This window comes from Acinetobacter sp. YH12231 (assembly GCF_013417755.1).
Lineage (GTDB): Bacteria > Pseudomonadota > Gammaproteobacteria > Pseudomonadales > Moraxellaceae > Acinetobacter > Acinetobacter amyesii.
This window is the reverse complement of sequence record NZ_VPDJ01000007.1, coordinates 22,748-35,807: the sequence shown is the minus strand read 5'-3', so window position 1 is coordinate 35,807 and position 13,060 is coordinate 22,748. Positions and strand designations below refer to the sequence as shown.

The window sequence follows — 13,060 nt, the reverse complement described above, 5'->3', positions numbered from 1 at the left end:
GTATGATAGGCGCGTTCTATTGATCTTGAATATTCATGAAAACCCTATTGTATCTTTGTGCGGCAGTCTGTATTGCACTGGCATGGCTGATTCCGATTCATTACCGACCTTGGGCCACGTATACCGGTGAGCTTTATACCTTTTTTGCCCTGTTTGCCTTAGCGGCAACGTTCTTTAAAGAAAAGCTCATGGTGGCAAAAATTTCCTTGCCCCTGTTGCTCTTAGCGTTGATTCCCTTTGTGCAACTGGCTTTTGGGCAGGTGTATTATTTTAGTATTGCCTTACTCTGTATGCTGTTTGTGTTCAGCTTCTGGCTGTGTATCAATCTTGGTTTTAGCCTCTCACAAGGTACGGAAAAACGCGAAAAAACCTTCCTATACCTGAGCTATACCTTTGTTGCATCTGGGGTCATGACAGGGCTCATCGCAATATGTCAGTGGTTAGATTTCGACTCGTTTCTTCCTTTTGTGATGAAAATTAGTGGAACTACGCGCCCATTTGCAAACTTTGCTCAGCCAAATAACATGGCCACGTTTCTGCTCATGTCCTTGTTAGCCTGCTTATATGTTTATGAACAGCAAAAAGTTAAAACCCGCTATTTGGTCACTTGTGCAATTCCTATTTTAATTGGGGTCGCGCTCAGCCAATCTCGCACCTCTTGGGTGGCAAGTATCTGTGTCCTAGTCTATTTGGCTTATGCACAGTACAAAGATTATATCCGTCTTCGCTGGTTTTACAGCTTGGCCTGGTTTATCGGCTTTGTGGCACTGATTGTATTGATGCCAAAATTAAGTCAAATCATGAGCCAAATATCCGACATGAATATTCAAGAAAGTCGTGACGTAGTCAAACGTGCTGGTGGAGATATGTCTCGTTTAGCCATTTGGCAACAAATGGCGCATGCCGTAGCTGCACAGCCTTGGTTTGGCTATGGTTGGCATCAGACTAGTAGCGCTTTTGTCTCGATCTCTGACACGGTGCAAGGGCCTGTATGGATTCGTAGCTCACACAATTTTATTTTGGATTTCTTATTGTGGAATGGCGCCATTATTGGTGTACCGTTCTTGACCTATTTCGCCTATTGGGGCATCCAATTACAAAAGTTAGCCAAGTCTGCATTATCTGTGATTGGCCTATTGATGGTCGGTGTCTTCATTATTCATGCCATGTTGGAGTTTCCGCAAAACTACGCATATTTCTTACTGCCTGCGGGTTTTATTATCGGGATTCTTCAAGCAGCGAAGCCACAGACGGCTACATTGAGTCTGTCACCATGGTTTATCCGCATTGTTTTCGTGATTGGTGCAGTGCTGATTACGGTGATTTATCGTGATTATGCTAATGCAGCGATTCAGCTGGGCCAGGCATCAAAATATGAAAAAACACCGGAGAAAATCACTAATCATGAGCCGATCTATTTGCTGACGGAATTTAGACATCGGGTGGCGATTATTCGTTTAAATCCGTACTCCATCGTTTCTGAACAAACCATTCAGGATACTGAAAAATTGGTTCGCAGCTATCCAGCGAAATACCACATCATTAAATATGCACGTTTATTGGCCTTTAATGGTCGTGAGGCTGAAGCACGTCATCAGCTACAGCGTCTTAAAAATATCTATAGGCTCGACATGAGCTATGAGAGTTTATTACTACCTATAGCACAGCCGAAACCTTAAAACGCTCATTAAAAAAGCCTGCAATTTTGCAGGCTTTTTTATAGCTAAGTTCAAATCACAGCGAACTCAAGCAAATCATATCAATTAATCAAATAAACGGTCGAAGAATGATTTTTTCTTCGGAGATGATTTATTGTCATCGCCATCCATCGTGTCTTGTAACTCTTTTAACAATTCACGTTGACGAGCCGTTAAATTCACTGGCGTTTCCACCACGATACGGCAGAGTAAGTCACCAGTCATGCTGGTACGTACAGGTTTCACACCTTTACCACGTAAGCGGAACAATTTGCCAGTTTGAGTTCCTTCAGGCACTTTCAAGCTCACACGGCCATCGAGAGTCGGAATTTGAATTTCTTTACCCAATGCAGCATCTGCAATGCTTACAGGCACATCCATATACAGGTCAGCGCCATCACGTTGGAAGATTTCGTGTTCACGTACCACCACTTCTACATATAAGTCGCCTGCTTGGCCATCACGGATCGCCTCGCCTTTGCCACTTAAACGTACGCGGTCGCCATTATCCACACCTGCAGGAATGGTCACTTCTAAAGTTTGCTGACGGTCAGAAACCCCTGAACCATGACATTTATTACATGGGTTCTTAATAATTTTACCTTGACCACGACAGGTGCTACAGGTTTGCTGCACAGAGAAGAAGCCCTGTTGCATACGCACTTGACCTGCACCATGACAAGTTTTACAGGTTTCAACGTCGTTTGGATTTTTAGATCCTTTACCATCACAGGCATCACATGGCGCTGGCGCAGTAAAGGTAATGGTTTTTTTCACGCCCTTCACAGCTTCCTCAAGGGTAAGCTCCATAACATAGCGTAAGTCTGAACCACGGCGTGCACGTTGCTGACCACCACGGCCACCACCGCCAAATGCGCCACCGAATATGTCACCAAACTGACTAAAGATATCTTCTGCGCTAAAACCGCCACCGAAGCCACCGCCGCCGCCCATGCCGCCTTCAAAAGCTTGATGTCCCATACGGTCATACATACTACGTTTTTCGCTGTCCGATAAAACTTCATATGCTTCTGCAGCTTCTTTGAATTTTTCTTCAGCTTCTGGGTTATCTGGATTACGGTCAGGGTGATACTTCATCGCCAACTTACGGTAGGCTTTTTTAATTTCATCATCACTTGCGGTTTTAGATACACCTAAAACCTCATAATAATCACGTTTAGCCATGTCTGGCGATGCTCCTCACGGAATTTAATTTAATACTTAACTGTGGTCTGAAATTGGGGAATCAAACCATTTTTTCAAGGGGTAGGCAGGAAAAAAATAAATCGACTTAGAAAACAGCCTTATTTTTAACGAATTTGGATAGACCTTGGATCCATGCATTTAATAGATACAAAAAGGCAATCGCAGAAAAGATCACACCAATTACCGTGCATGCAGTCACCCAAAGATAGGTGTCCCAATAATAGAAAAATAAAGGAATAAACCACAGTGCGGCAAAAATGGCCATCATGGAATAAATCACGACGGTGCGCATGACCCAAAGCGCTTGGGCTTGGAGCCAAACTTCTGCAGAATCGATTTGAGTTACTTTGCGTGCAAAGCCGTAGGCAAATACACCACTAATCAGGGTAAATAAAGCGAAAAACATGAAGACATAAGAAATCGCAATATAACGGCGATACTTAGCTAAACTCTCTGCTGTCATCTGTGATTCAACCCCGTACACCACAATATGCCGCGCTGCACTTGTGGTTGTTTTACTTTTTAAAAATGTCTTTGTAGATCAGGTGCTACTATAGAGAAAAATTCAATATTTCGCACCCAATATTATGACACTTTTAAGGATTCTGCTGAGTTTTTTTCACTTTAAACCACTGTGCATACAACGCAGGTAAAAAGAACAAGGTCAGTAGGGTCGCCACGATCAATCCACCCATAATCGCCACGGCCATTGGACCGAAGAAAATACTGCGAGAAAGTGGAATCATCGCCAATACAGCGGCCAATGCAGTCAACACAATGGGACGGCAACGACGTACCGTCGCATTGATAATCGCATCCCAAGCCGACTCCCCGGACTGAATATCTTGTTCAATCTGATCAATCAAAATCAGTGAATTGCGCATAATCATTCCAGACAGTGCAATCGTGCCGAGCATTGCCACAAAACCAAAGGGTTTATTGAACAATAACAGGAATAACACCACGCCAATAATGCCCAAAGGTGCAGTTAAAAATACGATCATCGCCCGTGACATGCTGCGTAGTTGAATCATCAATAAGGTCATGACAACTGCGAGGAATAATGGCATGCCCGCATTTACAGAAGTTTGACCACGTGCTGACTCTTCCACAGTACCGCCTACTTCGAGGAGATATCCATTCGGCATCTCTGCACGTAACTGATCAAATGAATCTTTTAACTCACCCACCACCGTTGCAGGTTGCAATTTACTGCGAATATCCGCGCGCACAGTAATGGTCGGTAAACGGTTACGATGCCAAATCAAACCTTCTTCAAAGCTATACTCAATTTTCGCAATCTGCGCCAATGGCACTGAACCACCATTGCTGGTCGGTACAGCCAAACTGCTGAGAGAACCGACATCCAATCGCTCGGCTTGATCACCACGCATCCGAATTTCAATCAGCTCTCGTTTCTCACGATACTGATTAATCACTGCACCACTGATTGAACTATTCAAGAAATTGGACAGATCTAGACTGGAAACCCCCATTTGACGTGCGCGATCTTGGTCGATGTCCAGTTTAATCACTTTGCTTGGCTCACCCCAATCCAAATGCACATTGGTGGTGTTCGGGTTTTCACTGACTTTTGCAGACACCCGTTGTGCCCACTCACGCACCAAGCTCAGATCTTCACCCGACACGCGGAACTGCAATGGATAACCCACGGGTGGGCCATTTTCTAAAAGTGAAACCCGTGTACGTACTTCAGGTAAGAGCTTACGAATTTCTTCTGCTAATGACTGACGAATTTCATTGCGATCATCTAAAGATGAAGCCAATACCACAAACTGAGCAAAACTGGCTTGGGGTAACTGCTGATCTAGAGGTAAATAAAACCGCGGTGAACCTGTCCCCACATAAGCCACAAAATTATCAATGCCTTGTTTTTTCGACAAGAACGCTTCGACTTTTTTTACGGCCGCTTCTGTGGCTTTCAGAGATGCACCTTCCTCGAGCTTTAAATCCACTAAAATTTCAGCACGGTTTGACGGTGGGAAGAACTGCTGTGGTACAGTTTTAAACATTAAAATCGATAACACAAAGATGCCAACCGTCGCTGCAATCACCGTCTTACGATAGGTCACACAAGTGTCGACCCAACCACGGAAACGTTGATAAAACGGAGACTGATAAGGATCGTGATGTTCGCCGGCATGATGCACCATCGGCTGAGGTTCAGGTTGTTTGCGCAAACGTGCCCAGAGGCGCTGATACCACGGGGCTTTTTGTACTAAATCTTTGTTGAAATCTGGCAGTAATTTATCCCCTAGATAGGGAACAAACAGCACCGCTGCAAACCATGACACCACCAATGCAATAGTGACCACTTGGAAAATCGAGCGAGTGTATTCCCCTGTGCTCGATGCGGCTGTGGCAATCGGCAAAAATCCTGCAGCCGTAATTAGCGTGCCTGTTAGCATTGGAAATGCAGTCGTCCGCCATGCATGTCCGGCGGCTTGTAACCGGCTATAGCCCTGCTCCATTTTGATCGCCATCATTTCGACAGCAATAATCGCATCATCCACCAATAAACCGAGTGCGAGAATCAAGGCCCCCAAAGAAATCTTGTGCAAACCGACATCAAACATCTGCATGCCTGCAAAAGTCATGGCCAAGACTAAGGGAATGGAAAATGCCACAACCAATCCTGTACGGAAACCCAAGGAGAAGAAGCTCACCAATAGGACGATAATCACGGCCTCAGCGAGGACTTTCATAAACTCATTGACGCTGCGCTTCACGGCTACAGGCTGATCAGAAACTTTTTTTAGTTCCATACCCAAGGGCAAGGTTTTTTGCAGGCGGGCAAATTCTGTTTCAAGGTTTTTACCCAAAGCCAGAATGTCGCCTCCTTTACGCATCGACACGGCAATGCCTAAACCATTTTCACCCATAAAACGCATACGAGGCTGCGGTGGATCACTAAAGCCCCGATGTACATCTGCCACATCACCCAATTGAATCGTTCGACCATTCACCAATAAGGGCATCTGACGCAGTTCATCAATGTTTTGTAAATTGCCGCTGACACGCACTTGAATCCGGTCTGAATTGGTTTCAAAAAAGCCAGCACTGGCAACCGTGTTTTGCTGCTGCAAGGCTTGTTGAATCGCCGTCACGGGTATGCCCATTTGCGTGGCTTTGGTGTTGGAAATTTCAATCCAAACTTTTTGATCTTGTAGACCAATCAAATCCACTTTCGCAACGTCTTTGACTCGTTGTAACTGGAGCTGTAAACGGTCGGCATATTCCTTCATGGTGGCATAGTCAAAGTCTTTGCCGGTGAGCACATAGATATTACCGAAGGTGTCACCAAACTCATCATTAAAGAAAGGACCTTGCACCCCAGATGGTAATTGATGGCGAACATCATTGACCTTTTTACGCACGGTGTACCAAACATCGGGGACTTGCTGCGAACGTAGACTGTCCTTGGCCACAAAGGTCACCATGGATTCACCCGGACGTGAATACGCCATGATGCGTTCATACTGCCCCGTAGTCATCAGTTCTTTTTCAATTCGATCGGTGACCTGTAGCGAAACTTCTTTGGCTGTTGCACCAGGCCAATAGGTTTGAATCACCATGACTTTAAAGGTAAATGGCGGGTCTTCACTCTGCGACAATTTGGAATAGGAAAATATCCCAACGATGCCCAGCAGAATCATAAAATAAAGGATTAAACCTTTATTTTTCAGTGCCCACTCAGACAAGTTAAAATTCATTATTTAACTCCTGTCTGAATGTGTACCGCACGATTTTCACGATCAACGGGTTGTATTTTTTGTTTTTCGCGGAGTAAATGCACGCCGCCAACCACCACAAAATCCCCTGCTTGCAAACCACTGAGTACGGGCACGCTATCACGTCCGTATTCGCCTAAAGTTACTGGAACTTTACGTACCGTATTGTCTGCATTGACCACCATCACATACGCCTGCTGACCACTCGCAGACACACTCGATAACGGCACATGCAAAACATTCTGCTGTGCTTTGGTTAAAAATACCCGTGCACTTTGCCCCAGTTGAATGGCGCTATTGCCTTCACGTAATGCCACTTTGACACTATAAGTACGAGACTGATCGGCAGCAGGACTAATTTCACGTACATAGCCTGCAAATTTTTCCTGTGGTTTCGACCACAAGGTAACCCATGCATCCTGCCCTGTTTTAATTTCAGCAACAGCCTGTTCAGGCACACCAATGACCACGTCACGTTCACCTGCAATCGCCAATTGAAAAGCTGGTTGTCCTGCTGCAATCACTTGACCAATCTCAATATTACGTTCAGTAATGACCCCATTTTTATTGGCAATTAATTGGTTATAACCGGTCTGATTACGACTCACATCATAATTTGATTGAGCTTGCTTTAAGTTCGACTGTGCCGCTTTATATTGGTTTTCCACCGCATCGTACTGCGAGCGACTCACAGCATTGACTGGCAATAATTGCTTAAAGCGTTTTAGTTCATCTTCAGCAATCTGTGCAGCGGAACGCGCACTTTCAAGCTGTGCTTGTGCTGCATTCAGTTGCAACTGTGCATCTTTGACGTCTAATTTTGCCAAAACTTGCCCGACTCGGACTTGGTCTCCAACATCGACATAGCGCTCAGTGATTTGACCGCCAACCCGAAAAGCTAAAGCTGTTTGCTGGCGGGCTTGTACATCACCCGCATAACTTTTTTGTTCAAAATGTGTGGCGCCCGGCTGAGTCACCATCACAAATGGCACTTCCTGTTCCGTTTGGGCTTTATCCTTGCTGCATCCCCATAAGGTCACACTGCAAACGATAATCATGCTGACAACTGTGGTCTTAATCGTACTCATGAAGTTCGCTCTTAATAAAAAGTCTTTTTTAGGGCAGAATATTATTCAATTAATTTGGTTATTTTTTAATTAATAAACCATGCGGTACATTAATTAGATTAATTATCCGAAATCAATGACCTTTTCGCCTTTTTTGGAATTTTTTCAGCAAATGAATGTCGGCCGCCCGAAAGACTTAGAAAAACGACAACGGATTTTAGAGTCTGCAAAACAATTATTTTTAGAAATGGGCTATCACGGTTGCAGCATGAATCAGATTGCGCAACATGCAGGGGTCACCAAACTGACGGTCTATAACCATTTTCAGGACAAAGCCACTTTATTTACCAGTGCAATTGAAGATACCTGTGAATATATTTTAAATACTCGCCCGCGACATCTGCACAGCGAAAGTCATTTTATGCAGGCTTTCGTAGAAATTTGTGAGTTGGGGCTGAACATCATGAATTTGCCAGAAGCCATTAAACTGGACTTATTACTTTTGGAGTTGGCTGCCGAACACAGTCCCTTGGTGGAACAGTTTTTCCGTGCCTCACATTTGAAAATGCGCCAAGTCTGGGAGAATTTCTTTCAAGACGCAGCAGCTTTAAATTTCATTCAGCAGGATAATCCTGCCCGACAAACTGAACTGATTGTGTCGCTACTGATGGGACTACGCCATCAAGAAGTCTTATTGGGCATGCGCCCAGTACCTGAAACAGCAGAGCGACAGGCCATTATTCACTCTGCCATCGACATCTTTATGCTGAAATATCAACTCGGCACACAGAGCTAAGCATTTTCTGAAATATTTCAAGGCTAAACTGAAACAAATGGCATAGCTATTGCTCATTTACCTAGAAAAGTCATCCGACTTTTGTCTGTACCCCCCTTTTGCCACAGCACTTTCGGGGTATAGTCGAGACAGGAATACGCGGAGAAATAACAAATGATTCAACAAATTGATGCTCCATTACGTGAAGACGTGCGCTTACTGGGCAATTTATTAGGTGAAACCCTAAAGCAGCATGCAGGACAAGATTTGTTTAATCAGGTAGAGCAAATTCGTGCTTTGTCTAAAGGCGCACGCGATGGACAAGTTGAAGCCGAAAAACAGTTAGAACAATTATTTTTAAATTTAAAAGATGAAGAAATTCTGCCACTGACCCGTGCATTTACGCACTTTCTCAACTTTGCCAATATTGCCGAACAATACAATGTGGTACGTAGCCGTCGCCAAAGTGAGTTTGATGAGCAAGCACCTTCACCGAATCCACTCGATCATTTATTTGAAAAATTTAAAAGCAATAACATCAGTGCGGAACAACTGTTCCAACAAATTTGTGAATTAAAAATTGAACTGGTCCTGACTGCACATCCAACCGAAGTCAGCCGCCGTACCTTGATCCAGAAATATGATGGGATTAATGATTGCCTGTTTAAAATGGATCAACAAAAACTTACGCCACGCGAACGCAAAGCCGTACTGGATGATTTAAAACAACTGATTTGCTCGGCATGGCAAACAGATGAAATTCGTCAACATCGCCCGACGCCTGTCGACGAAGCAAAATGGGGCTTTACGACCATCGAACAGACCTTGTGGAATGCTGTACCCAAATTCATGCGTGAATTGGATGGCATGGTCCAAGATCATTGTGGCAAGACGTTGCCTTTAAATGTTGCTCCTGTGCGCTTTGCATCATGGATGGGCGGAGACCGTGATGGTAACCCAAACGTCACCCATAATATTACTCAAGAAGTGCTTTGGCTTTCACGTTGGAAAGCTGCCGACCTGTATTTACGCGATATCGAAGACCTACGTTGGGAACTTTCGATTCAAGAATGCAGTAAAGAACTTAGTGATGCTTTGGGCCATTTCCACCCTGAACCGTATCGTGAATACCTGCGTGATGCGCGGGAACGCCTTAAAGCCACTCGTCACTGGTTGGCACTAAAACTCCGTGGTGAAGAGGCTGACGATAGCCAAGTCATTAAAAGCCGCCATGATTTGCTTGATCCACTATTGGTTTGCTACCGTTCACTGATTGACAGCGGTTTACCTGAAATTGCCAATGGTCAGTTACTCGACTTTATTCATCGAGTGAATTGTTTCGGTATCGAATTACTCAAATTAGATATTCGTCAGGAATCCACACGTCATCGCCAAGCGATTTCTGCTATTACGGAATATTTAGGTTTAGGTAATTTTGAAACATGGACGGAGCAAGCCCGTCAAAACTTCTTGATTCAGGAACTGCAAAGCAAACGCCCACTGTTACCGAAGTTTTTAAATGAGCCAAAACAAAGCCTGATTGAACATCCAGATGTACAAGAAGTCTTTGCGACCATGCGCACTTTGGCAGAACAGCCACCTGAAAGTTTAGGGGCTTATATTATTTCCATGGCCGAACATCCAAGTGATGTCTTGGCTGTATTGTTACTGCAAAAAGAAGCCGGCATCAAACAAGCGCTACGTGTCGTGCCACTGTTTGAAACCTTAAAAGATTTGGATGGTGCAGCCCGTACCATGAATACCCTATTTAATATGCATTGGTATAAGCAGCATATTCAGGGTAAACACGAGGTGATGATTGGCTATTCAGACTCAGCCAAAGATGCGGGCTTTATGTCGGCAAACTGGGCGCAGTATCGTGCACAGGAAGAATTAACCGCAGTTGCGAAAAAACATGATGTACAACTGACATTATTCCATGGCCGTGGCGGTTCAATCAGCCGTGGTGGTGCGCCGACACAGCAAGCGCTGTTTTCACAGCCACCAGGCTCGATTTCAGGGGCGATCCGTGTCACAGAACAAGGGGAAATGATTCGCTTCAAGTTTGGATTAGAAGGCATTGCCTTACAAAACTTGGAAATTTACACCGCTGCGACCTTAGAAGCGACCTTATTGCCACCGCCTGAACCGAAACAGGAATGGCGTCAGCTCATGCACAGCATGACGGATCTGTCGGTACAGGTGTATCGTCAAACCGTGCGTGAAAATCCGCATTTTGTAAAATACCTACGGACTGTAACGCCAGAACTGGAACTACAAATGTTACCGCTCGGCTCACGCCCAGCCAAACGTAAAGTTAGCGGTGGGATTGAGTCATTACGTGCGATTCCTTGGGTGTTCGCATGGACGCAAATCCGTTTGATGCTTCCTGCTTGGCTCGGTACTGGTGCTGCGATTAATCAAGTGATTGATCAAGGTCAAAAGCAGACACTCGAAGAAATGTTAGAGCAATGGCCGTATTTCCAAACCCTGATTGATATGTTGGAAATGGTCTTGTCCAAAGCCGATGGTCATGTGGCGCTGTATTATGAGTCTCATCTGACTGATGACGCAGACCTCAAACAGTTGGGCGAAGAGTTACGTCAGCGTTTACGTGATGCGGTACAAACGCTATTAGCACTCAAAGGTGAATCGAAATTACTCAGCAGTAACGATGTGCTCGACCAATCCATGAAGGTGCGTAAGCCTTATTTATTGCCGCTACATTTACTACAAGCCGAACTGATGAAACGCCGCCGTGCATACCTTGCCGAGCGTCAAGCTGAAAATACCCCAGTCGACCATGCGTTGATGGTTAGCATCGCGGGTATTGCGGCAGGTTTGCGTAACACTGGCTAAATCTTCCAAGTTTTCAAAAAGCACACAGAACTGTGTGCTTTTTTTTTGACCAGTCATATTGGTTTTAATTTATTTTGGAATATATAAAATAAGAAAAATTTATGAAGAATTGGCTCCAAGCCTATTTGATTAATTGCATGATTTAATGCCTTTTTTATACCCTTAAAACTTTTACCATTTGGTAAATTTATATGTAAAGTCATGTAATTAGTTTGAACAAAATATTTTTAAAAGAGATTAAATCTTCTAAAAAACAAGAGTATGATGTGCACAATTTATCTATTGAGTGCTCATTTTATGTCCAATTGGTTTCCCAAATGGCGCCCGTACGAAGGCAATATTGATGCACGTCCTGTAGGTACAAATGAGTACCTACCTCCGGTGCAAAGTGTTGTATTGGGGATACAACATGCCTTTGCAATGTTTGGGGCAACTGTCCTTGCGCCATTTTTGATGGGCTTTGATGCCAACCTTGCGATTTTAATGTCGGGGATCTGTACCATCCTGTTCTTCTTTATGACAGGTGGTCGTGTACCAAGTTATTTAGGCTCTAGTTTTGCCTTTATTGGTGTGGTGATCGCGGCAACCGGTTATGCAGCGTCAGGTACTGGCGCGCCAAATGCCAATATCGCATTGGCTGCTGGCGGGATCATGGCCTGCGGTATCTTATATGCCATTTTTGGTTTTATCGTGATGGCAACGGGTACACGTTGGATTGAAAAACTCATGCCGCCTGTCGTTACAGGTGCAGTGGTGATGATTATTGGTCTGAACCTAGCCCCAGTGACCATTAAAGGGGTTGCCGGTAATAACTTTAATATGTGGATGGCATTAGTCACTGTACTGTGTATGGGTTCAATTGCAGTGTTCACGAAGGGCTTGTTACAACGCTTATTACTGTTGGTCGGTCTATTACTGGCATATTTGGTGTATTACATCATTTCCAATGTCATGGGTCATGGCACGCCAATCAATTTCGTTCCCGTACAAGAAGCCGCTTGGTTTGGTGTTCCGCACTTCCATTCACCTGTTTTTGATTTCAATGCCATGCTTATCATTGCACCGATTGCGTTGATTTTAGTTGCAGAAAACCTTGGTCATATCAAAGCTGTGGGCGCGATGACAGGTGAAAATCTCGATCCGCACATTGGTAAAGCCTTCGTTGCAGATGGTGTTGCAACCACACTTTCAGGCGGTGTCGGCGGTCCGGGTATGACCACTTATGGCGAAAATATTGGTGTGATGGCAGTAACGCGTGTTTACTCGACCATCGTGTTTGTATTTGCAGGGGTATTCGCCATCTTCCTTGGTCTTTCTCCAAAGTTTGGTGCGATTATTCATACCATTCCGCAAGCCATTTTGACAGGTGCATCGATTGTTGTATTTGGTCTAATTACCATTGCAGGTGCGAAAATTTGGATTGAAAACAAAGTCGATTTCTCAAAAAATAAAAACCTGATGGTGGCAGCAGTCACGATTATTTTAGGTACGGGTGACTTTGCATTACAATTCGGTAACTTCAATCTAGGTGGTATTGGTACCGCAACCTTTGCAGCCTTGATTTTGAACTGGTTCTTTAGCTTAGGCGATAAATCAGAATAAGCCTCCAAAGCATTAAAAAAAAGAATACAATATTCATTTGAAAAGCGGCCGAAAGGTCGCTTTTTTTTATAGCTACTCTTTCGGTAAGATAAGGCATTAGCC

Annotated in this window: 8 protein-coding genes; 4 read left to right on the top strand and 4 right to left on the bottom strand. The window is 44.3% G+C overall.

Annotated features, from left to right (window positions below):
* Positions 1-35 precede the first annotated feature (35 nt).
* Entirely contained in the window at positions 36-1,679 is a 1,644-nt protein-coding gene (locus FTV11_RS04795; protein WP_180049565.1) for a PglL family O-oligosaccharyltransferase, read from the top strand.
* An 84-nt stretch (positions 1,680-1,763) separates the two neighbouring features.
* Here the strand turns inward: FTV11_RS04795 and dnaJ are convergent, their stop codons facing one another.
* The 4 genes from dnaJ to FTV11_RS04775 form a co-directional block, all read right to left on the bottom strand.
* Positions 1,764-2,882 carry a molecular chaperone DnaJ gene (gene dnaJ, locus FTV11_RS04790; protein WP_111885156.1) on the bottom strand — a complete coding sequence of 373 codons (1,119 nt, stop codon included), beginning with the start codon at positions 2,880-2,882 and terminating at the stop codon, positions 1,764-1,766.
* Positions 2,883-2,988: 106 nt separating this feature from the next.
* Positions 2,989-3,366, bottom strand: coding sequence for a hypothetical protein (locus FTV11_RS04785; protein WP_180011060.1), 378 nt, complete (start codon positions 3,364-3,366; stop codon positions 2,989-2,991).
* A 133-nt stretch (positions 3,367-3,499) separates the two neighbouring features.
* Positions 3,500-6,637, bottom strand: coding sequence for an efflux RND transporter permease subunit (locus FTV11_RS04780; protein WP_180049567.1), 3,138 nt, complete (start codon positions 6,635-6,637; stop codon positions 3,500-3,502).
* Positions 6,637-7,743 carry an efflux RND transporter periplasmic adaptor subunit gene (locus FTV11_RS04775; protein ID WP_180049569.1) on the bottom strand — a complete coding sequence of 369 codons (1,107 nt, stop codon included), beginning with the start codon at positions 7,741-7,743 and terminating at the stop codon, positions 6,637-6,639. The genes FTV11_RS04780 and FTV11_RS04775 overlap by 1 nt, the downstream gene beginning before the upstream one ends.
* A 151-nt stretch (positions 7,744-7,894) precedes the next feature.
* Here FTV11_RS04775 and FTV11_RS04770 point away from each other — a divergent pair, with 151 nt between their 5' ends.
* From FTV11_RS04770 to FTV11_RS04760, 3 genes are all read left to right on the top strand, one after another.
* Entirely contained in the window at positions 7,895-8,518 is a 624-nt protein-coding gene (locus FTV11_RS04770; protein ID WP_143221706.1) for a TetR/AcrR family transcriptional regulator, read from the top strand.
* 153 nt (positions 8,519-8,671) lie between these two features.
* A complete protein-coding gene (ppc, locus tag FTV11_RS04765; RefSeq protein ID WP_180073490.1) occupies positions 8,672-11,356 on the top strand; it encodes a phosphoenolpyruvate carboxylase in 2,685 nt (894 codons plus the stop codon).
* A gap of 297 nt (positions 11,357-11,653) precedes the next feature.
* On the top strand, positions 11,654-12,958 hold the full coding sequence (locus FTV11_RS04760) for a solute carrier family 23 protein (RefSeq protein ID WP_180073489.1): 1,305 nt from the start codon (positions 11,654-11,656) through the stop codon (positions 12,956-12,958).
* Positions 12,959-13,060 lie beyond the last annotated feature (102 nt).